Raw genomic sequence first — 22,419 nt, forward strand, 5'->3', positions numbered from 1 at the left:
CTCATTGACCGTGCCTTCCACTCCGGAGCTGACCGAATAGCGGGCCTTCCACTCAGGCGTCTGTTGTCCCCGGAGGTGACGGTGGCCACCTCGGCGTCCGCCCCCTGGGCCTGGGCGGCGCCTTCGGCCGCGGCGGTGCCGTCCGCGCCCTCGGAACCACCGGGGGCGGCCTCGGAGTCGGGGGCGGCCTCGGCGGAGTCCGGTGCCGCTTCCGGCTCCGAGGCTTCCGCCTCCTCCGACTCCGACTTCGCTTCCGGTTTTGCGCTGCCGGCAGGTCTTCCGACCGGCTCACCACCCGGTTCGACGCTCGGGGCGGTGACCGCGGCGGCCGGCTCCGAGGTTCCGTCCGGCGTGGTGACGGCCGCTGCGGCGGCCTCGCCCTCGGAACCCTGTGGGAACCCGGCTGTGTGCGGTGCGGTGCTCAAGACGTCCTCCTGGCGAAGCAGCTGTGGGGGTGGCGGGGTCCAGCGGTGCCCGTGGTGTGCTGGGGGTCGCACAGGCCATGTCTCAGGTCTCCTGCGCGGGTTGAGGCGGCACGTGTTGAGGGGGCACCTGTTGAGGGAGCGTCGCATACCGCACGCCGTCGAAGACGATCCGGATCGGCTCACCGGTTCCGTCCCCGTAGCTGTGCTCGACGCCGTCCTGGCCGACGATCACGACGTTCCGGCCGGAGGCTGCCGCCGTCAGCGCGGCCAGCGTTTCCGGATAGGAGCCGGGCGCGGCCCGGTCGACGAGCAGTTGGATCCGCTGCCCGACGTCCAGCTGCGCCGCCGACACGGAGATCCGACCGCCCAGGAGGCTCGCCTCGGCCACCTGGCCCGGTCCGAGGACGACGCCCAGTGCGTGCAACTCGTCCAGGTCGGCCGTGTCCGCACCGGTGGGCAGGCTGGGGACCGGGGGCGCACCGTCGGCCTCGAGGGCCGAAATGCGTTCGGACAGCCAGTGGTTGAGGGCGTCACGGCCTCCGCCGTCCTGCGCGGGGGCGGAGTGTGGGCTCACCTCCCGCAACAACGCTGCCGAGAACGACTCCTCGGGGGGCGGCGCAACGGTGTCGGCGGCCGAGACCTGAACGGCGTTGGCGACAAGCCCTCTTGGCGGGTTGGGCCGGGAGCCCGGGTCGGGCCATCGGGCCGGTGTGCGCGCGAGGGATTCCGTCGGCATCTCGACCGACGAGGTGGTGCCCCGGAGGTCGTTCACGTCGGCCGCGAGCCCCGCCAGGCGTCCGGCGGCGACCTTCTGCGCGCGGGCCGCGGTGCGCTGCCGTTCGCGCGCGGAGTCGAGCAACTCCCGCAGTTCGTCGGCCCGTCGACCCGCCTCCTCCAAGGCCTTCTCCGCTGCGTACCTGCGTGCCCGAGCAGCTTTGGCGAGTTCGTCCTGTCGAGCATCGTCCCCGGTCGCCCTCGTGCCGGGAGACTCCTTGGTCTTGCGCAGCCGTTCGAGCGACCGCACGGCCTGGCGGTCACGGAGTTCCTCGTTCCGGGTGGCCGACCCGCCGGACGACCCCTGGTCGGTGAAGGGGGCCCGGGCCGAGACGTCCTGGGGGGTGGCGGCGGTGACGGTCAGCTGGGGTGGGGTGGTGGTGCCGTGGTAGACGATCGGTGCGCCTTCGCCCAGCGCGAGGAACTCGTTCTCGTCCTCGCGCAGGAAGAGCGTGTGCTCCGACCAGGCCTCTCCCTCGAAGGTGGCCCGACTCTGGAGATACGTGCCGAACACATGGTGCAGCGGCACCTCCTGGGACGTCACCCAGAAGGGGCCGAGCATGGCCTTGTCCTCGTCCGTTTCCGTTTTCGTGGCGTCCTTGTACGGCTCCATGAGGCTGTACGACTCCGCGGGGCCCCGCTTCATGTGCACCGAGCCGCCCTCCGCAGGCATGGTCTCGTTGTACTGCGCGAGCAGCTTTCGTTCCTCCAGGCGGATCAGCTGGACGATCCCTCGCTGCGGGTCGACGTTCGGCATGCTCACCCGGTTCAACATCTCGTAGGTGAAAGCGTGTTGGGCCGCCATGCTGCGGACGTACTCCGAGGAGAACATGGTCACCGGGAATTCCCGGCCGTGCTCGTTCTCCCACGCGTCACTGCGGACGAGGCTGCTCTCCCTGCTGAGGGTGGACATGTGATAGCCCTCGGCGGCCCGCGGGGGGCGGAAGTGACTGACCATCACCTTGAAGTACTGCGAACTGGCGTGGATGGAACCAGCTCCCTGACCGATCGCCCAGTCGGCCAGCCAGTAGCTGTCCCCGCCGTTCGCCTTCAGCCAGGAGTGGAACCGGGAGGACACTCCGTTCTCACCGCGCAGGGATCCGCCCACCAGGCGGTCCGCCGGCAGGGCGGGATAGGTGGGGTCAGTGAGCGCCCATGGAACGCCGAGGCTGCTGTCCGGCTCCAGCCGTGCGGGAAGGTCGGCCAGCAGGTCGCTCTCGCCGAGGAGCATCTGCATCCGAAGGAACTCGGTGCGGTACTCCGGGAGCCATCCGTCCGTCTCCAGCAGGGCGTTCGTCTTCAGGAGGCGCTCTGCGGCCTCCTTCTCCATCGGGGAGGCGTCGGCGTCGGCGACGACGCTCTCGGCGCGCTGCGCTATGAGCGTCAGGTACTGACCTGTCGCCACCATGTTCTGGTCGTAGGCGTTCACCCCCTCGTACGGATCCGTCCAGTCGGCGATTGCCCGGTTCTCCGGATAGAGCACGGGGAACGTCTTGCCGTCGCCCAAGGTGATCACGCCGAAGTCAGGCAGCTCGGGAGCGTTCGACCAGAGTGTCGTTGAGGTGAAGGGACCGGTCGGCAGGGCGTCGGGCGAGAGTGCGGCCGGTGGTGGAGGTGTGCCTGGCTGGGTGTCTGCCTCGTCGTCCTGTGTGGGTTCGGGCGAGGGGGGCGTCTGTGCGGGTGTGGGTGCGGCGACGGGTGGTGGGGCGGTCCAGGTGAAGTGGGGGGTGGTGGACGTGGTGGTTGCGGTGGGGGCGGGTGCGTCCCAGTCGGATTCGTCAGCGTTTTCCGCGTCGGAGTCGTCGGATGCGTAGCGCTGGAGTCTGCTCGGCATCGGCAGCATGCGGGCGGCGACGGAGTCGGTCTCCGGGCGGTCGGTGTTGTCGTCTGCCGGGCCGCGGGGTTCGGAAACTGGGTCGGCCCATTTGTGGGAGCGGGGCGAGGGGGCGCTGGCGTCGCGGGCCTGCTGCCAGGTTCCGTCAGCGCTCTGCGTGGGGGTGCCGGTGTCGCCGATGAGGGCGGCGAGGAGGTGGAGGTGGCGTTCGCGGAGGTGGCCTTGGGGGAGGGCGTCGGGGGAGGGTTGGTGGTAGTTGCCGAGGAGGCTGCCGGTGATGTCGGGGCGGTGGGGTGTGGTGTCGTCCTGGTATTCGTCGCGCAGGCCCAACTGGTGGCCGAGTTCGTGGGCGTAGTCGATGGGGTTGGCGTCGTGGTGCCAGGTGCGGTGGTCCATCGGCCGGGAGTGGTCGCTGAGGTAGACGGTGAGGTGGGGTTTGGTTCCGGACGGGGCTGGTTGGACGGTGATGTGGAGGAGGTCGCCGTTGGGGAGGCGGTGGCCGGGGTTGTTGTAGTAGTCCTCTACGCCTTGGGCGAGTTTGGCGTGGACGTCGGTGCTGTCGCCGCCGCGGTAGGCGACGGTGACGGTGAGGTCGGTGATCGTGTCGTCCTCGTGGCGGAAGCGGCGGACGTCGAAGCCTGAGGGGACGGTGAAGCGGGGCGTGCGGTCGAGGTGCATCCGGGGCCGTGCGGACGGTCCGGCCTCGGTGGCCGTGTCGTTGTCGTGAGGTGTGGGCCGGGTTTCCGCGAGGGCGAGGTCGACCTCGTTCAGAGCGTCGGTGAGGACGTCGGCGTGCTGGTCCAGCTCTGCCTGCAGTGCTGCTTTCTGCTGCGGGTCGAGGGTGGTGTCGATCCTCTGTTGGAGTTCGTCGGCGCGCAGGCCTGCCGTTTCGAGGGCGGCCTCGGCGGCGCGCAGGCGGGGTGAGGCTGCGGCCGGCTCCTCGCTCGCTGCTTCCACCGGGTGCTGCGGGTGGGACTGCCCGACGGTCGCCGGAGCGGATCGCGGTCCGGGTCGGGGTGCCTGGGCGGCGACGTCCCCGGTTGTGGTGACGGGCAGTTGGGGTGGGGTGTCGGTGCCGTGGTAGGTGATGGGCGCACCCTCGCCCAGGGCCAGGAACTCGTTCTCCCCCTCGCCCAGGAGAAGCGAGCGGTCCGGGTCAGTTTCTGCCCGGCTCTGGAGGTAGGTGCCGAATACGCGGTGCAGCGGCACCTTCTGGGACGTCACCCAGAAGGGGCCAAGCGTGTGGCTGCTCTCGTCCGTGGGGTCCTTGTACGGCGTCAGGAGACTGAACGACTCTGCGGGCCCCCGCCGCATCTGTACCTCGTCGCCCAGAGTCATGACTCCGGTGTTCTGGTCCTCCAGCAGGCTCCGCTTCTCCAGGCGGATCAGTTGGACGACCCCCTGTTCGGCGTCGACGTTCGGCATCTTCACCCGGTTGAGCACTTCGTAGGTGAAGACGTGCTGGGCGACCATGCTGCGTATGTACGTCGCGTGGTCCAGGTGCTGCGGGTCGAATCGGGTGACCGGGTAGTCGCGGTCCCCCGACTGCCAGGTGTCGTTCCTCAGGCTGCTGTTCAGTCCGGCCAGGTGATAGCCGTCGGGGGACTTCGGTGGACGGAAGTGGCTGACCATCACCTTGAACCGCTGGGACTCGGTGTTGATCGAACCACCGGCCTGATCAGCTGCCCAGTTGGCCAGCCAGTTGCTGTCCCCGCCGTTGGTGTTGAGCCAGGTGTGGAATCTGGCGGAGACTCCGTCGGGGCCGCGCAGCGAACCGCCCACCGGGCCGAGCAGGTTGGTGGGGTCGACCAGGGCCCACGGCGTGTCCTCGGGATCCACCACACCCCGATCCCGGGACCAGTTCGGATTGGCCACGAGTTCGCGGGGCAGGTCTTCGAGCAGTCCGCTCTCGCTGAGCAGCATCTGCATCCGCAGGAACTCGCTGCGGTACTCGGGACGCCAGCCGTCGTCCTCCAGCAGTTTGTTGGTCTTCAACAGGTGCTTCGCTGCCGCCTTGTCCTCGTCGGAGGTTCCGGGGTCAGCCTGTGTGCGCTCGGCGCGCTCGAGGACGAGGGCGAGGTATTTCTCGGCCAGTTCCATCACGGCGTCGAAGGCGGCGTTGCCGTCCCATGGATCGTCCCACTCGGCCGTCTGGCGGTCGTCCATGTACCTCAGCGGAATCGTCACGCCGTGGGAGGAGGAGGTGACCACGGCGAAGGGTTCCAGATCGGGAGCCTCCGACCACAGCGTCGCCGCGTCGAACGCTCCCTCCGGGATGCTGTCCGGCAGGACGTAGGTCACCAGGGACGAGGGGTCGAACGGTTCGTTCTGGTCTGCCTCGTCGTCCTGTACGGGCTCGGGCGAGGGGAGTGTCTGCGCGGGTGTGGGTGCGGCGACGGGTGGTGGGGCGGTCCAGGTGAAGTGGGGGGTGGTGGACGTGGTGGTTGCGGTGGGGGCGGGTGCGTCCCAGTCGGATTCGTCGGAGTCTTCCGCGTCGGAGTCGTCGGATGCGTAGCGCTGGAGTCTGCTCGGCATCGGCAGCATGCGGGCGGCGACGGAGTCGGTCTCCGGGCGGTCGGTGTTGTCGTCTGCCGGGCCGCGGGGTTCGGAAACTGGGTCGGCCCATTTGTGGGAGCGGGGCGAGGGGGCGCTGGCGTCGCGGGCCTGCTGCCAGGTTCCGTCAGCGCTCTGCGTGGGGGTGCCGGTGTCGCCGATGAGGGCGGCGAGGAGGTGGAGGTGGCGTTCGCGGAGGTGGCCTTGGGGGAGGGCGTCGGGGGAGGGTTGGTGGTAGTTGCCGAGGAGGCTGCCGGTGATGTCGGGGCGGTGGGGTGTGGTGTCGTCCTGGTATTCGTCGCGCAGGCCCAACTGGTGGCCGAGTTCGTGGGCGTAGTCGATGGGGTTGGCGTCGTGGTGCCAGGTGCGGTGGTCCATCGGCCGGGAGTGGTCGCTGAGGTAGACGGTGAGGTGGGGTTTGGTTCCGGACGGGGCTGGTTGGACGGTGATGTGGAGGAGGTCGCCGTTGGGGAGGCGGTGGCCGGGGTTGTTGTAGTAGTCCTCTACGCCTTGGGCGAGTTTGGCGTGGACGTCGGTGCTGTCGCCGCCGCGGTAGGCGACGGTGACGGTGAGGTCGGTGATCGTGTCGTCCTCGTGGCGGAAGCGGCGGACGTCGAAGCCTGAGGGGACGGTGAAGCGGGGCGTGCGGTCGAGGTGCATCCGGGGCCGTGCGGACGGTCCGGCCTCGGTGGCCGTGTCGTCCTGACCGGACGCGGGCTGTGTTTCCGAGAGGGCGAGTTCGACCTCGCGCAGGGCCTCGGCGAGGACGGCGGCCTGCCGGTCCAGCTCCTCCCGGAGCTCGAACTCCCTGCGGCGGTTCTCCTGTTCCTCCTGCGCCGCCCTGGTGAGGTCCGACGCCTCGGTGTGGAACCGCTGCCATGCGGTCATCGCCTCCGGGCCGAGTCCCGAAGGCTGCCCGGCGGAGTCGAAGTTCCAGAAGTGGAGCGTGCCGTCCTCGTACCGCACGGCCAACTCGACCGGCTTCTCGGCCGTGGCCGCGGTCCGCGACGCGGCGAACAGCGCACGGCCCAGCTCCTGAGGATCCGGCCGGGCGGGAGTCCCGTCCCCGGTCGCCGGGTCGGCGCCGATCGCCAGCCACAGCTGGGCCTCCGGGTCGGCGGGGTCGATCTGTGCGGCCAGCAGATCGGGCAGGGCGTCCAGCGGATGCGTGCGCCAGTCCCGTAGATCCGCGGCGGCTCCCGCGGTCGACACCGAGCGGTCGGCGCCGGCTTGCACCATGGAGGCCAGGTCGTAGACCTGCGGATGGGTACGGGGCGGGGTGATGCCGTGGCCGAGGACGTCCCGTTCCGCGACGCGCACGGTGGCGGTGCCGGTGACGTGCCGGGTTCCTTCCGGCCCCCGTACGGTCAGATGGGTGTCGACCAGTGCCTCATAGGTACGGGTGCCGTGCGAACCGTCCGCGGGGGCCGTCGTCGTCCCGGTCTTCAGCCATTCGCGGCGTCCCCCGGACGCACCGGTTGTGCTGCCCGTCGTCCGGGGCTGGCGGGCCAGGACCGGGATCGTGGCTCCGCCGGCCGCCTGGTTGTCGTCGTCGTGGCTGTAGACGCCCTGGAAGCTGATCCCGCCCGTCGTCGCGCCGTTGGACGAGGAGCCGCCCCCGGTGTTGCTGACGCGGAGCCGGTCCAGGGTCACGTCGGACGCCTCGGTGACCCGGCGTGGGTTGTGCAGGGTGACCGACAGGGAGGGAGGGGTGTCGGGGGCCGACTCGAACGGATAGGCGCCGGGCATGGTGTCCGTCAGTCCGGCCGCGGTGCGCGGCTGATCCAGACTGATCTCTCCGGCCTGGATCAGCTCACCGATCCGGACCGCGGTGCTCTCGGCGGACGTGGACGTCTCCAGCGACCGCCAGGTGCGGTTCTGGCCGGGGGCGACGGTGTTCAACGCGGTGGTCAGTTCCGGCCAGGCGTTGAAGTCGAAGACGGGGGCCGGTCCGGTCGGGACGTAGCGGTTTCCCTTCATGACCGGCGGGGTCTGCGAGACCTCGGGCGGGAGCGGCGGGTCCACCTGCCGGCCCTCGGCGGCCTCGCTGCCGGTGAACCGGAGCGTCACCCGGGCGGGCACGACGGCGGAGCGGGCGGGGCGGCCGCCGAGCGTGCGGCTGATCCAGTCGCCGACCCCGGATCCCGATCCCGGGTCCGTCTCGCCGGCCGACGGCAGGAACCAGCCCTGCACCATGCCGCCCAGCACGTTCGGCGGCCAGTCCGCGACCAGCTCGGAACGGACCCCGACCTGGAAGTCGTACTCCAGATCGAAGTCGGCGACGCTGTCGGTGCGCAGCCAGAACCGGTCCTCGGCGGTGGCGGCGGACTTCGTGCCGTGGCTGCGGGTGGTGGCGGCGCTCAGCGCCGGGCCGCTGCGGTCGGTACGGGTGTCGTGGCCGGGCTGTGGATAGCGGGTGGTGGGGTGGAAGGCGAGCGCGTGCTGGGCGGTGTCCGTCGTCCCGGTGGCGACCCCCGCCGGCTGGTGCGCGTGATACTGCTCGAGTCCGGTGCCCGCACCGGCGTTCCGCCCGCGGATGGTGCGCCGTTCCTCGGCGCCGGCGCGCGGGCCGGCGGACAGGGTGACCTCGACCAGCCGGGCGCCGCCCTTGGCCAGATGCCGGAAGTGGAAGCGCTGTACGCCCCTCGGGCCGCGTCCGGGCAGGGCGCGCAGACCGGTGGGGGAGGTGTAGTCGGCGATCCGGGACGCCACACCGGGAAGGTAGGAGGAGTGCCCCGGCTGGGTGACACCGGGGGCCTCCGCCTCGACCAGCGCGATCAGCTCGTCGTGGAGGCGGTTGCGGCGTTCCACCGGCTGCGGTGGGTCCGTGTGGTTGCCGGACTCCGCGGGAACGGGGTCGCCCGTGGCTGCGGGGGCGTCGGACGGGGGTGTCGCGGTCGTGCCTGCAGTGGTGTCCGCCGCCTGCGTGGGGCCCGTCGGCTCGTCGCCCGGGGCGTTCTGCGGGGCGCCGAGCTGGGTGACGGACAGCACGCCGGCCAGGCCCGCCTCTCCCGTGCGGGCGAAGCGGCCGGGCAGCGGCACGTCCTCCTTCGCCTGCCGCGGGCGGGGAAGGCCTTCGACGCCGGTGAACCACTCCTGATGCCGGGCGAGTTGGCCGTCCGTCATCAGGAACTGCACGGCCTGCGGCAGTTCCACGGCAAGGGTGACCGGCTGCCCGCTGCCCAGGCCGAGGGCGTTGCCGACCACGTTGCGGGTGCCGCCGCGCACGGTGATCAGGAGCAACGCGTCGGCGCTGATGCGGTGTTCGTCGCCGCTCTCGGTGCTCGTGCGGTTCACGGCGGTCGCGGTGGACAGGGTGGCCGAGTCCTCCGATTTCTTGGTGTACGTGTACTTCGCGGACGGCCCGAAGACGTCGGGCCGCTTCGGCGGGGCGACGGCGGGATCGGCCGACTTGGCCACCGCGGGCGTCCTGGTGCCGGTCAGGGCCGCCCCGCCCTGGTGGGAGCCGGCGACGGACTTCTGCTGGGCGGCGGTGTCGGAGGAGGAGACGCCGGTCTCCAGGTACTGCTTGGCGCTGTGCATCAGCCGGGGGTTGCGCAGCACGCCGCTGATCTCCAGGGAGTACTCCTGGTCGGCGCCGAGGCCGGGCAGGGTGACCCCCTCGATCACATAGCTGCCCTTGAAGATCTGGTGCCCGCGCGCGGTGAGGTTCGCCGGGGAGAGAGCCGCCTGCCGCACCTCGGCGGCGAGCGTGGTCGGGTCGGCGGCGCTCTGGCCCGCCGCGGCCACGGCCACCAGGGACGCCGCCGACTTCAGGACCTCCGGGCTCATGCCGCTGACGGCGGCGCCCAGACCGGCCGCCCAGCCGGGCTGCGGACGGCCGGGATGGGTGCCCGCCGCTATCTGGCGTACCGCGTCCTGGAGGTCGCCCGAGCCGTGGAACACGTCCAGGACCGCGTCGTCCGGGAGTTTGACGATCCCCTCCAGCGGGCTGCCGTCGGGCCCGGTCGTGGCCAGCGCCGCCCGGTCGTCCGCGGTCGCCTCGCGGATCTGCGCGTCCTGCGGGCGCGGGGCGGGTTCCGCGGCGGCCGCGAGGGTCCGGTGATGCGGTACGGCGACCCTGACCGTGCCGGTCACGGCCGTCGGCGCAGGACCGGCCGGGGGCGGGGTCTCGCCCGGTGCGACGTACGAGGTGGCGGCGGTGTGCTCGGCGAAGCGCACGGTGGGCTCCGCGCCCGGTCCGTCGTACAGGTCGAGCGTGAACCGCGCCGGGACGTCGAAGACCTCGCTGCCCTGGTTCGAGCCGATGAAGAGCTGGTCGTGGCTGAGGCCCGCGCCGGCGGTGCCGGTGTGGGAGATCTGGCCGGAGTAGGCGTAGTCGGCGCCCGTGCCGAGGGTGCCCGAGCCGCCGTCGGGGGAGCCCACGGGGCCGCTGACGGCGCCGCCGAGACCGGCCGTCCAGCCGTAGCCGGAGGACTGCGCTTCCGTGCCGCTCATGCCGAAGGAGGTCAGGCCGATGTGCTGGACGGCGGGCAGGGTGCGCACATGCCGTGCGGGCGGCGGGCCCGAGGGGTGAGCCGGGGCCTCGGCCGGGCCGGGGTCCACGGGGGCCGACTGCGGCGTCGTGTCACGGGTGGCGTTCAGGTCCAGTCGGATACGACGGGTCCCGGTCGGGGTGGGCTTGTCCATCCACAGGGCGTGACCGCCGTCGACCATCGCGTCGGCGGCGGCCCGCAGCCCGACGTCCGAGCGGGCCTGCTCGAACCGGCGCAGGTTGTTCAACTGGGCCTGGGTCAGGGCTTCGTCGGGAAGCACCGTGGTGCGGCTCGTCGTGGTCGTGGACGCCGGCAGGAACCCGTTCGCCCGCAACCAGACCTCGGCGTGCGCGAACAACTGCTGCGGACCGTCGACGGCCAGCGGGGCCGCGGTGATGCCGATGCTCTGGAGATGCTCCAACTCCGGCGGCAGCGAACGGAGTTCCTCGCCCTCCGGGACCTTTCCCACGGCATCGGACTTGGCCAGCAGACGCAGCTGCATGCCATCGGCCCAGGGCCCGAACTCCTGAAGGCTCTCCCCGCCGCCGGGGCGCACCAGGGTGACGGTGTGCCGCACCTCCGCGGGCGTCAGCAGGTGGCTGCGGTTGCTGCGCAGGGCGTGCAGGACGGAGGCGCTGCCCCCGTTGTTGAGGGTGTCGCTGGTCTGCCAGCGCACCCCGCCCTTGCCCATGACGGAACCCGCGACCTTGCCGGAGGCGTCGGGATGTCCCGGCGCGCGGCTGCCGGTGAACGCCGGTCCCACGCCGAGGTCGACGCCCACGGCGTTGGTGACCTTGGCCTGCCCGTCCACCTTGACCGTGCTGACGAGATGACTCTCCAGGTTGATCCTGGTGTCCTGGCTCTGATGCGTGGGCGTGCCCGGGGTGACCTCCGTGGTCACCTTCAGCATGCCGACGGCCCGCCCGCGCGAGTCCAGCAGCAGCGGCGAGAAGATGCCGCCCGACCGCTGCATGGGCAGCGTGCCGCGCAGCACCGGCTCGGAGAGGAACGCCTCCAGCGCCTCCGCGGACGAGTCGGAGAGGGTGGCGAGATCGTCGTGGAAGGCGCTGTTCACCATCTCCAGGAGCTGGTGCGGCTCCTTGACGGTGTCCACGCCCCACACCGGCAGTTCGTCCAGATCGGCGGGTTGGGGCAGCGGATCGTCGGACTGCCGCTGTGCGGCCAGGTGCTCCGGGAACCAGACGGTGACCGGCCCGAGTTCGGACGCGGGGCCCCAGTTGTCGGTCGGCGCCATGCGGGGGGTGTCGATGCGCGCCTGCCAGCTCGATCCGTAACCGAAGGCGTGCGACAGCTCGTTGCTACGCTGGGCCGTCGTCGTCTGCACGGTCTGGGTGACCGACGTCGACAGCGACAGCTGATTGTGCGTCAGAGCCAGGGACGGGCCGAAGTCCACCCCGCGCACCGGCCCGGCGGCCGGGATCGGCAACGTCGCCGACCAGGGCACCGACAGCGTCCGGACGGTCCCCGAGGACTCCGTGTCGCCCGACTCCTGCGCACCGACCCCACGCCGTTCGACGCGCACGTCCGGGTCCGAGGGGTCCCGCGTGCCCTGGCGGGGCGAGGGCGCCGGATCGTGCAGGGACAGCCGTACGTCGACGGTCCGCCGCCGCCCGTCGACGTCCACGGTCAGGCGGTGCCCCATGCTGCTCAGCAGATAGGGCAGGTTCAGCACCAGCTGCTCGCCGCCGAGGTCGCGGCGCAACTGCTCGCGCACGGGGTGCGTCGCCTGCCGTTCCGCCGGAATGCCCAGCAGGTTCAGCACATGCTGGTGCAGGCCCTCCACGATCCGCGCCGGCAGCGGCTCCACCTGAACCAGTCCCACATTGCCGTCGCGCCGGCTGCCGTAGGTCTGGACGTACGACGACGGGACGACCGGCGCCAGCGGGTCGGCGCCCTGGGACCGGGCGCGCCGGGGCATCGAGCCGACCAGGTCGTCAGGGCCGCCGACGAGGGCGCTGAGCAGGGAGAGATGGCGGGGGCGCAGACCGCCCTGGGCGTAACTTCCCTGCTGCTCGTCGGGGATGGTCTCGGCGACGGGGCGCTGGTAGACGCCCATGAGGCTGCCGTCGACGTGGGGGCGCTGCGGCGCGGTGGCGTCGCGGTTCTCGTCGCGCAGACCGAGCTGGTGGCCGATCTCGTGGGCGAGGTCCTGTGCGGTGGCGTCGGAGCGCCAGGTGTGCTGCGAAGTGCGCGGCCCGGGGTCGGAGCCCGTCAACTCGACCGTCAGATGCGGCTGTCGGCCGGCGACCGCGGGCACCACGGTGACGTGCAGACGCTCTCCGGTGGCGAGGCGGTGGCCCGGATCGTTGAACGTCTGCTGCACTCCGGCAGTCATCCGGTCCCACAGCGCCCGGCTTTCGGCGTCGGTGACGGTGTCGGCGCCGGTGAGGGCGAGTTCGACGGTGAGGTCCACGATCGTCTCGCCGTCATGGGTGAAGCGGCGGACGTCGAAGGAGGAGTCGACGGTGTAGCGGGTGGGCCGGTCGTCGGCCGTCAGGGGCGTGGAGACCGGGTCCGTCCAGGAGTGACTGCGGGTGACGGGCGGTACGGCGGACCGTGCGGCGTCCCAATCCGGCGTCCTCGGAGTGGACTTGGTCGGTACGGGGGAGGCCGGGGCGGGCTCGGTCGGCGCGGACCGCGTCGTCGCCGGGCTCCTCGGCGCGGGACTCTTCGGCGCGGCACTCTCGGGCGCCGACCGCTCCGGTGCGGATGTGGTCGCGAGGGGCGTCGGAGGGGCGATGGACGAGGACGTCGTCACCCGGTCCGCGGCGGTGTCGGACGGCGTCGGTGAACTCTGCGTCTCGGACGACGTGGTGACCGTGTCCGCGGCAGCCGGTCCTTCGGCGGGCGTGGCTGTTTCGGACTGTGTGCGGACAGGTGTGGGGACGGCTGTGGGGGCGGAGTCCTCGCCGGGGTCGCCCTCGGTCGCGGAACGGCGTGGCCCGGCGCCGGGGCGTGCCGGCTGGGGGGTGGTCCGGGACGGTTCTGGCGAGGGCTCGGCCGAACGCGGCATGTCCCGGCCCTCGGTACCGGTCGTCGGCGGAGCGGTGACCGGCCCGGGCTCCGTCTCCTGGACGCCGTCCGCGGCGCCGTTCGTGACGATGTTCGGGTCGGACCCGCTGATCTCCGACGGGGACGTGGTCGTGGTGGTGGACGTCGTCTCCGGCCGGGCCGCGGACTTGGGGGAGGAGTCGGGCGTGGACCCGGCCGGAGACTCGGTGTCGGAGGCGTCCGTCATGCCCTTGTTCGCGCGCTGCGGTGAGGCCGTGCCGCTCGCCGGACCTCCCTGCCCCGTTCCGTGCCCCCGCGCCGAGCCGGCGCCGCCGGGCGCGTGGGAAGCCGTGGCGAGGGGCGGGACGGCGGCCGTTCCGACGGTCGGTATCGCCCCGTCGCTTCCCGCGGAGGTCTGCCCGTCCACCGCCGGGGAGGTGGTCTCCTGGGTGCCAGTGCCAGTGCCAGTGCCGGTGGCTGTGCCTTGCCGGCCGGAGTCGGCGTCCCCGCCGGTCGTGTGCTGCGTCGGGGCGGCCTCGCCTGTGCTCTCGTCCGCGCTCTCGTCCGTGCCGGAGGCTGCCGGATGTTCCTGTGCGGCGTCGGAATCGTCGTTGCGCTGCCGGTCGCCGGTGGTCGTGCCGGGCCGGACGCCGCCGCTCTGCGGAGTACCGCTGCCGCTGCCGGTCGTCGGGGGTGCGGAGGTGGAGGAGGAGGTGGGGACCGTGCCGGTGCCCGTGCCGCCGCGGGGAGCGGTGATGGTTGAAGTCGAGGGGTTCGGCGTACCCGCTCCCGACGGGTCGGCGGAGGACGTCGTGGGCACCGTCTCCCGTGCGCGGTCGTCGTCGCTCTCGTCCCGCCCGGCGTTCTGCCCGCCGGTCGCGGAGTCGTCGTCGCCGGTGACCGGCAGGACGTTGACACTGCCGAAGTCGAACCCGGACCCGAAGGCGCCGCCGAACTTCCCGGCCGCCGCGAACAGCGCCGCGCCGACAACGGAGCTGACGCCCGCGCCGATGAACGTGTCCGCGCTGCCCTCCCACTTGCCGTGCAGGACGCCGTTGACGACGATCTCGGCCACGGCCTCCGAACCGCCCGCCACCAGGAACTCGTTGGCGCCGTCGCCGGTTCCTCGGACGAAGCGGTCGCCGATGGACCGCGTCGGCGGCGGATTGTCGAACTTGGAGGTGACGTCGTCGGTGAGGTTCTTGGTGTTGTTCTTGCCGAACCGGCTTCCGTCCGGCCCGTCCAGTATGTTGCGGAAGCCCTTGCCGAGGTTCTTGGTCAGGGACTCGAACGCACCGTGGAACATGCCGGTCACGGCGCCGAAGAAGCCGTCCTCGACGATCTGCTTCCAGTCGAAGCCGCCGGGCCTGCGGCCGGGCGGGGCCAGGGTCATCATGGCGAGCCGGACCACGAAGGTCTGGAACGCCTCGTCGAACGCCTCCGACAGGCTCGGCAGCAGATGCGTCCGCTTGAGCAGCTGGTCCAGGGTGGCGAGGATCGTCACCCGGCTGCGGGCCTTGGCGGTCGCGGTCTGGCTGGACGAGGCCCCGCCGGTGAAGAACGACAGGGCCGCGATGATGGCCAACTCGATGAGCAGCCGCACCAGTTCGGCGATGATCGACCACTTGGCCTCCATGATGTCCATGGAGATCTTGACCCGGCCGTCGCCGACGTCGTCCAACTGCTTGGCGAACTCCCGCAGGTAGTTCGTTCCGCCGTTGTCCACGAACAGTCGCATGGCCCGGACGTACTGGTGGCCGACCTGCGGGGGCAGTGCCTGGCCCACGCCGAAGACCGACTGTTCGATCAGATCGGACAGTTCCCGGACGTTCTTGCCGAGCCGCTTGTAGGGCTGGTGGCTCCGGTAGGCCAGGTCCTCGTCCGCTTGCAGCATCTTCTCGCCGATGAGCACGAAGAGCAGGTTGTTGAGTTGGGGCGAGACGATGATGCTCATCGCAGTGTCAGTGCTTTCCGCGGCGGGCCGAGTTGATCGAGTCGAGCACGCCGCTCTGGGTGGTGCGGATGTTGTCCAGGTTGGCCAGCGTGCCGTCGGCGACCCCGGTCACCGCCTCGACCAGCGAGGTACCGGTGTCCACTGCCATCGTGCGCTCGCGCTTCTCCTGCGGGATCACTTCCTCGGCGAAGCTGTCGTCGTGGCCGGGCCAGCCGACCGTGGCGTTGAGGCCCATGGTGAAGTCGCGGAGCATCTCGTGGGCGAGCGTGCTGATCTGGTCGATCTGGCGCACACCGGCCGCCAGTCGGTCGGGCTCGGCGTAGTACGCGTTTCCCTCGCTCATCGGTGATCAGTCCTCCTGGTCCTCGTGGATCTCGTCGAGCAGCCGGCGCGACGAGGCATGGCGGTCCCCGCCCGAGGGGCCGTCGAGGACCCCCGGGCCGAATATCTTGTTCCAGTCGATGTCCAGGCCCGGCAGTTCGGGCACGGACTCGTGCGGCCGGGTGAACGGCTCGAAGGTCTCCATCACCCGGCGGGCCATGACCGCCCGCGCCTCCTGAGTGGCCTCCAGCACGCTCGCGGCCAGTTGTCCGGCCGGCATGGTGCGGTACTTGCCCTCCAGGAAGCGCACGTCGGTCAGATCGCCCCGCGCGCTGACGGTCACCTCGACCGACCGGTCCTGGGAGCGGATCGTGCAGCTGGCGTGGCTCAGTTCGGCCTCCGCCTCCGCCACCGCCGCCGTGGTGGTCTCCAGGTCCGCCATGGCGCGGGCGAGCCGCTGCTCGATCGTCTCCTTCATGCCGCTCATGTTCGTGCCGTCCTTCCCGTCCGCCGCACCGCGCTCAGCGCCCGATCACGGCGGGCGCGCCGCCCTCGTCGGTTCCCCACACGTCCTCGTCCTCCTCCGTCCAGCTGACGCGGGCCCGGTCGCCGCTCTCGGTGGAGCGGCCGTTCTGGCCGGCGCCCGCGCCCGCCGGGTAGACGGATCCGGCGGCGGTGCCGGTCGTCGCGGTCCGGGCCCGCGTCACCACCACGTTCTCGTCCTCGTCCTCGGCCTTCCGGGTCCGGGACCGGCCACGGCCGGCCGCCGGTCCCGCGTCGGTCAGCACGTTGCGGACGCGTTCCCCGTTGTTGCCGTTGCCGCCGCCGGCCCCCGATCCCATGCCGCCCATGCCGCCCATGCCCGGGAACAGCGGGCTGCCGCTCGCGCCGGCCGCCGAGCCCGACTCGTCGGTCGCCGCGGACGTGCCGGCCGACAGATCGGTGCTCCCGGGTGCGCGCACCGTCCCGCCGGACAGCAGTTCCGCCGAACTGGCGTCGTCGTAGTCGGCGTAGCCGGAGTCCTCGTACCCGCCGCTGTCGAGGAGGGAGGAGCCGCTGCCCAGGGTGAGGCCGTCGCCGAGACCGCCGCCGGAGGAGAGGTTCGACGTCAGGCCGTTCAGGTCCAGGCTGCTGCTCGTGGTCGGCGTCGTGGAGGGGGCGGCGAGGTGGAGGTCGCCCAGGGAGTCGCCGAGACCGCTGCCGATGTTCCCCGTGGTGACCGTGCCGTCGGGGTCGCGGGTGGTGAGCTGTCCGGTCTCCGGGTCGATGGTGGTGGTCGTCCCGTCGGGGAACGTGGTGGTGAGGGTGCCGTCCGGGTTGAGCGTGGTGGTGCTGCCGTCGGGGTTGCGGTACCCGCCGGGGACGGTCAGGTCGCCGGTGGTGACGGTTCCGTCGGGGGACGTCGTCTTGACGATGCCCGTCTCCGGGTCGAGCAGCTGGGTGGTGCCGTCCGGGTAGCGGGTGGTGAGGGTGCCGTCCGGGTTGAGCGTCGTGGTGCTGCCGTCGGGGTTGGTGAGCGTGGACCCCTTGGTCTTGTCGTTGCCGTCGTCGCTGCCGTTCAGCAGGTTGCCGAGACCGGCGCCCAGGCCGATGCCCCCGGTGTCGCCGAGCCCGTTGCCGAGATTGCTGAGGCTGTCGCCGAGTCCGTCCCCGAGATTGCTGAAGCTGTCGCCCAGTCCGTCGCCGAGATTGCTGAGGCTGTCGCCGAGTCCGTCCCCGAGGCTGCTGAAGTTGTCGCCGAGCCCGTCGCCCAGGTTGTTCAGCCCGTCGCCCAGATTGTCGCCGAGGTTGTTCAGCCCGTCGCCGAGGTTGTCGCCCAGGTTGTTGATGTTGTTGCCGAGGTTGTTCAGGGCGTTGTTGTACTCCTCCTGCTGCCCGTTCGCCTCGTCCTCGGCGATCTGGCGCCGGTCGTCCTCGTACGACTCCGTCAGCGTCGAGGTGTCCTTGGTGCGGATCTCGCTGAAGGCGTCCGAGACATCGCTCCACGCCGTCTTGAGCGTGGTGAGCGAGACCTGGGCCTTGGCGACGAGAACGTCCTCCACGTGCTTGTTCCACCGGGTCACGGCCTCGTCGCCGATCTTCACCCAGGTGGCCATGTCGCGGAGGTTGCCGTAGGTGGGATGGTGCTGGATGAACCCGGCGTCGGTGTTGTAGTCCTTCGCCGCCCCGTTGCTCGTCACCCGGGTGTGCTTGATCTGGTTCTCCAGCACCCACACGGAGACCTCCTGGAGGACCTCCATCAGGATCCGGTGCGGATCGTGCCTGCCGTCGGTCGCCCAGGTGTCCCAGGCGTCGCTGAGCGCCTTGGCCTCCGTCATGAGGGCCGTCTGGGCGGTCGCCAGCGCCCGGGCGAGCTTCGACTTCGGCACATGACCGTTGAGCATGGTCGCCGCGGTCCCTGTGCTGTCCTCGGTGAGCTGCTCGACATAGCTGTCGTAGTTCTTGTTGAGCTGGTGGACCAGCTGCCAGAACAGGCCGGCCGCCTGGCCGCGCCAGGCGGCGTTCTCCTCCCCGAGGGACGTCTGCCACTGCTTCAGGATCGCCGCGTGGTCCTCGAAGAACTTCAGCCCCCGGTCGTAGGCCTGTGCGGTGCGCTCGAAGGAGTCGACGTCGACGGCCTCGGTGTCCTGCACGCTCAGGCCGCTGAACTCGAAGTGCCGGGTGGTGTGGTCGGCGCGCAGCGCGTTGATCGCTGCCTTCGATCCGCTCTGGTACTGCTGGAGCAGGCTCAGGTCCCACTCGTTGCCCAGGACGCCGGTGAACTTTCCGGCGCTCCACAGCTCGCCCGGTTCGAGCAGCCGTCCGGTGCCGTCGGTGGTGGGTATGCCGATGAAGACGATGGTCGCCTGGTACAGGGTGCCGCCGTCGTGCCTGCCGTCGCCGCCCGCCTCGACGAACGCCAGGTCGTAGTCCTCGCCGTGCTGGGTGTGCCAGCCCACCAGGGCGGTGAAGTTGTTCACGGTCAGTTCGGTCGACGCCAGGACCTCGAAGCCCAGCCGCATCAGCGGCACGCCCTCACTGCTCTTGAGGGTGTCGAACAGCTTCTTGCGACTGGGGACGTTGTACCCGGTGTAGAGGGTGACCGCCTGACCCCAGTAGTCGCCGGGATCGGAGGTGACTGGCATGACGGGACTCCGCTGGGTGGAGGGAGGTGGGCGTACGCGAGGGGGGCTCCGGCGGCGCCGGCTGGGCTGGGCGGGGCCGCCGCTCAGTCGTCGGAGTGCGACGAGTCTTCGAGGTCCTCGTCGACCCCGGACCAGACGTCCAGGAACTTCTCCCCGCTGATGTTCTCCAGGGAGGAGCCCTGGGTGTTCAGCAGGGTGGTGATGGTGGTCTCCAGGCTGTCGTCGATGTCGTCGAAGAGGAAGCCCTGGTCGCCGAAGACGTCGTCGATCGACTTCGCCGACTTGAGCGCGGCGTCCACCAGCGTCTTGCCGTACACCGTGTCGTCGCCCGTCATCAGACCGATGCCGAGCACCGAGTTCTCCCCGATGTACTGCGAGGGGATCGTGCCCCTGACGATGCTGTGCAGCGCGAGGACCCCGTTGGGGTCGTCCTTGACGATGCTCTTCAGATCGGTGATGAACGTCGCCAGGTCGTGCTCACGGAACTGCTTGAGCTGCTGTCCGTTCAGATGGGTCAGGTCCGCCATGGCGTGGTCCTCGTGGGTGCTCGGTCGGCGAAGGGACGGGGAGAGGGGCTGGGGAGGAGGCGCGCGGTGGCAGGGGAACCGGACGGGCGGCGCCCTGGTGGCCGTCTGCCCGGTTCACCGGAGGCTCCGTTCCGCGACGCCCCTCGGTCAGCGGCCGATGCGTACTTCGGACCACATCTGGGAGAGCGAGTTCTCGCTGTAGCGGTAGTTGTCGGAGATGTCCGTCAGCAGCGCGGAGTGCGAGGTCAGCAGGTTCTCCATGTTCTTCACCGCCTGGTCCCACGCCGCCTGCTTCTGGCGGTAGACGTCGGCGTCCTCGCCGTACCAGGACTTGACCAGCTCGTTCAGCTCCGCCTCAAGCGACGCCAGCGTGTTCGCTATCGCCTTGGTCTGCTGGACCATGTCGTCGGCGGCGTTGTTCATGTGGTTGTAGTCGACGTAGATGTAACCGTCGGTCAGGTTGTCGGGCATGAGGCCTCCTGCTCGATGGGGCCCGCGCCATGGGGACGGCGCGGCAGGGATCCGGACTCCGGGCAAGCGGCTCGCTCAGCCGATGAGCTGGTCGTAGGCCGCCTGCGACTGGCTGTAGGCCGAGTTGATCGCCTCGTTCGAGGAGCCCTGCGCCTTGCCGTGCTGGGTGAGGCTCTGGTTCAGCTTGTCGACCATGTCCTCGAGACTGCGCAGAATGCCGTCGCACTGCTCGTCCCACTGCTTGAGGAGACCGCCGAACTGACCGCCGTCACTGCCCTGGTAGCCCGTGGACAGGGTGGCGCGGGTGTTGTCCACGTCCTGCCGGGACTTCAGGATGCCGCTGAAAGCACTCTCCAGGGCCTGGATCCCGTTCCGAGTGGACTGTTCGTTTGACTGCTGACCTGTTCCTGCCATGGGTCCGCCTTTCGAAATCTGGGTGCCGACGCAACTGCGGCACCAACGAGCCTAGGCTCGCCGGGGAAAAGGGTGCAATGCGAAGCGATCGGCGTGTCAAACTGTTGACGAATCGTCAACTTTCTTAACCTGCTTGCAACTTGTCGCCACCGGTGGCGGATGTCCCGGTCTGTGCGCCGGGTCCGTCCGAGGTGTCGGCAAAGGCCCCCGCACAGGTTCGGACCGACGACGCGGGCGCTGCGCCGGTCGCCGCCTGCGGGCTCAGGTCCGGGCCGGTCGGCACCATCGCCAACAGCGGGGAGGGCAGCCCCCGCACGTCGGACTCCGTCCAACCGAGCGCTGCGAGCGCCTCCTTCGAGCCGACCCGGTACTTCACCCCGTCGTCGGCCACGAAGTACGTGGTGGCGCCGACCGTCCCGCCGCCCGCGCCGAGCGCCCGCGCCAGCACGCCGTGACCGGGCCGGATCACCACCGCGTCCACCGGCAGACAGGCTTGCGTCACCGCGTCGCCGCTGTGCTGGGCGACCGGGGTCAGCGCGCCGGCGGGCACCAGCACCGAGCTGACGCGGACGCCGTCGGCACCGGGCTGCACCCGGGCGCACGCCGCCCGGCCCTCGGGCACCCGGGCCGCCCGGGGCGGCCTGTCCGGCAGTCCGGCCACCGACGGGTCACGACCGGTTCCGCCCGGCGCCTGGTGGTCCTTGAGCAGGTCCGTCCCGATGGGCAGCGCCTTCGGCGACGCGCCGCCGTACGCCTTCGACCGCACGGCCGGATCGCCCAGCAGCAGCGCCACCGCGGTCGGGGTCACCGGGACCAGGCCGGAGTGCTGCAGCAGGAAGTACTGGACGTCGTCCGGCTCGCCGGAGCCCGTCGCCGTGCCGCCCGGCAGCGTCACCTGGAAGACCTGGCCGATCCTGGTCGCCGTGCCGCCCAGCGAGGGACCCTGCGCGCCCAGACCCGGCACCGACGGCGGCGTCAGGGCCGGACCGGGCACGAACGCGTCCAGGAACGCGGCCGACACCGGGCGGGGCGTCACCGAGCTGTAGCCCAGCGAGAGCAGCGCCCCGGACGCGGTGTCGAGCGGCAGCCGACTGCCTTGCCAGATCAGGTACTTCTTCTTGTCCGGGCCGCTGACCAGCAGCGCCTCGTCCGCCCCGAGCGCGGTCGAATCCAGGGGCGTGCCCGCGGCCAGCGCGGTCAGTGCCCGCGTCGTCGCCCCGTCGCTCCCGGCGTCGGGGGACGTCGTGGCCGTCGCCGAGCAGACCGTCCACGCGTCCGACTCCAGGTCGCCCGAGGAAGGTACCGAGTCCGGTGCTCCCGGGATGCCGACCGCGGCGCCCACCGGGGTGCCCCGCAGCGAGGCCGTCCCCACGTCCGTGGTCTCCAGGTCCGCGCCGCCGATGAGCAGCGCGGAGGAGTAGTTGCGGACCGGCCGCAGCCGTCCGTCGAGGTAGAGGTAGCGGGCCCCGGTGTCCCGGTTGACGATCAGGTTCTTCCCGCTGCGCCAGGAGTCGTTGCCGCCCGGCGAGATCAGCCCGAACACCACAGCCCCCGCGCAGATGAGCACCGCGATCACCACGCCGATGCCCGCCCCGCGCGTGGTGCGCCCCAGCGGGCTCTCGGGGGCGTCCGGGTCGGCGAGCAGCATGCCCGAGGTGAGGCGGCCCATGACGAAGGCGTGCGCCTGCACCTGGTCGCGCTTGGATTGCATGAACCGCGGTCCTTCCGGTCAGCCGGTCCGCACCGGTCCCCGCAGCGCGGGGCCGTTCGCGTCGAAATGGTCCTGCACGTCGTTCCCGTGGCCCGGGTCAGCTGTTGATGGCGCGCAGCGCGGCGAAGACGCCGAGCACCCACAGCGCCAGCGGCAGCAGGGCGATGGCCAGCAGCGACTGCAGCAGCTCCGCCGCCCTGCCCCAGTAGGGCAGCATCCGCCGGCCCGGCACCGTCCAGGAGGCGACCGCCAGGAGGGTGGCCGACGCCAGCAGCCCGGCCACCACCGCGGGCCGGTCGGCCGCCGGGGTGTCGGACGTCAGGGCGAACACCAGCAGGGCCACCCCCCAGGCGCCGGGCAGCACCAGCGCCAGCCGCTGCCACACATTGACCATGCCCCGGCCGTGCACCAGCAGCAGCAGGGCGAGCACCGCGGCGGTCAGCGCCTCCGGAAGCACCGGGTTGCGGGCCAGCGGCGCCAGGCAGCCCGCGCACACGATGCCCGAGGCGGCGTAGAGGGCGGTCATCCAGCCGCTCGCCAGCTCGGTGCGGGTCGTCACGTCCTCGCCCCGGTAGGGCTCGATGCCCTCCTGGAGCTGCTGCGGGTTGGTCGGCAGGGCCGGCATGCGCATCCCGGCCAGCCGGAACGACAGGGCGGGCACGAAGCCGCCCAGCAGCACGGCCAGCGAGGCCACGGCGGCCGCGGCACCGTCCACGCTCAGGCCGAACAGGCTCATCAGGACGCCGGCCACCACCCCGGCCAGCGACACCAGCGCCGAGGCCACGAACAGCGGTGTGCGCAC

The 22,419-nt window shown here is 71.3% G+C and carries 9 protein-coding genes and 1 pseudogene; all 10 read right to left on the bottom strand.

Annotated features, from left to right (window positions below):
- A pseudogene (locus ABT085_RS23975) lies at nt 1–425 on the bottom strand (hypothetical protein); the annotation flags it as partial.
- 82 nt (nt 426–507) lie between these two features.
- Nucleotides 508–15,048 (bottom strand): hypothetical protein, encoded by a 14,541-nt coding sequence (locus ABT085_RS23980; RefSeq protein ID WP_351611451.1) that lies wholly within the window; start codon nt 15,046–15,048, stop codon nt 508–510.
- 7 nt (nt 15,049–15,055) lie between these two features.
- Complete coding sequence (locus tag ABT085_RS23985; protein ID WP_152889130.1) at nt 15,056–15,391, bottom strand: hypothetical protein; 336 nt, start codon at nt 15,389–15,391, stop codon at nt 15,056–15,058.
- A gap of 6 nt (nt 15,392–15,397) precedes the next feature.
- The gene (locus ABT085_RS23990) at nt 15,398–15,856 is read right to left on the bottom strand and encodes a YbaB/EbfC family nucleoid-associated protein (RefSeq protein WP_351611454.1); all 459 of its coding nucleotides are present in this window, start codon (nt 15,854–15,856) and stop codon (nt 15,398–15,400) included.
- A gap of 34 nt (nt 15,857–15,890) precedes the next feature.
- Nucleotides 15,891–18,494 (bottom strand): AAWKG family protein, encoded by a 2,604-nt coding sequence (locus tag ABT085_RS23995; RefSeq protein ID WP_351611456.1) that lies wholly within the window; start codon nt 18,492–18,494, stop codon nt 15,891–15,893.
- A gap of 83 nt (nt 18,495–18,577) precedes the next feature.
- Complete coding sequence (locus ABT085_RS24000; RefSeq protein WP_351611458.1) at nt 18,578–19,021, bottom strand: type VII secretion system-associated protein; 444 nt, start codon at nt 19,019–19,021, stop codon at nt 18,578–18,580.
- Nucleotides 19,022–19,168: 147 nt separating this feature from the next.
- The gene (locus tag ABT085_RS24005; RefSeq protein WP_152889135.1) at nt 19,169–19,492 is read right to left on the bottom strand and encodes a WXG100 family type VII secretion target; all 324 of its coding nucleotides are present in this window, start codon (nt 19,490–19,492) and stop codon (nt 19,169–19,171) included.
- A gap of 75 nt (nt 19,493–19,567) precedes the next feature.
- Nucleotides 19,568–19,906, bottom strand: coding sequence for a hypothetical protein (locus ABT085_RS24010; protein ID WP_152889137.1), 339 nt, complete (start codon nt 19,904–19,906; stop codon nt 19,568–19,570).
- A gap of 124 nt (nt 19,907–20,030) precedes the next feature.
- A complete protein-coding gene (gene eccB / locus ABT085_RS24015) occupies nt 20,031–21,617 on the bottom strand; it encodes a type VII secretion protein EccB (RefSeq protein WP_351611462.1) in 1,587 nt (528 codons plus the stop codon).
- Between the two features lie 97 nt (nt 21,618–21,714).
- Nucleotides 21,715–22,419 (bottom strand): type VII secretion integral membrane protein EccD (gene eccD / locus ABT085_RS24020; protein WP_351611465.1); only part of this gene is annotated, 705 nt, incomplete at its 5' end.

The sequence above is a fragment of the Streptomyces sp. NPDC002265 genome (genome assembly GCF_040296125.1).
Lineage (GTDB): Bacteria > Actinomycetota > Actinomycetes > Streptomycetales > Streptomycetaceae > Streptomyces.

Coding starts and splice junctions, on each gene's coding strand:
- ABT085_RS24005 (WP_152889135.1), bottom strand. CDS start 19,492: ATGCCCGACAACCTGACCGACGGTTACATCTACGTCGACTACAACCAC.
- ABT085_RS23980 (WP_351611451.1), bottom strand. CDS start 15,048: ATGAGCATCATCGTCTCGCCCCAACTCAACAACCTGCTCTTCGTGCTC.
- eccB (WP_351611462.1), bottom strand. CDS start 21,617: ATGCAATCCAAGCGCGACCAGGTGCAGGCGCACGCCTTCGTCATGGGC.
- ABT085_RS23995 (WP_351611456.1), bottom strand. CDS start 18,494: ATGCCAGTCACCTCCGATCCCGGCGACTACTGGGGTCAGGCGGTCACC.
- ABT085_RS24000 (WP_351611458.1), bottom strand. CDS start 19,021: ATGGCGGACCTGACCCATCTGAACGGACAGCAGCTCAAGCAGTTCCGT.
- ABT085_RS24010 (WP_152889137.1), bottom strand. CDS start 19,906: ATGGCAGGAACAGGTCAGCAGTCAAACGAACAGTCCACTCGGAACGGG.
- ABT085_RS23985 (WP_152889130.1), bottom strand. CDS start 15,391: ATGAGCGAGGGAAACGCGTACTACGCCGAGCCCGACCGACTGGCGGCC.
- ABT085_RS23990 (WP_351611454.1), bottom strand. CDS start 15,856: ATGAGCGGCATGAAGGAGACGATCGAGCAGCGGCTCGCCCGCGCCATG.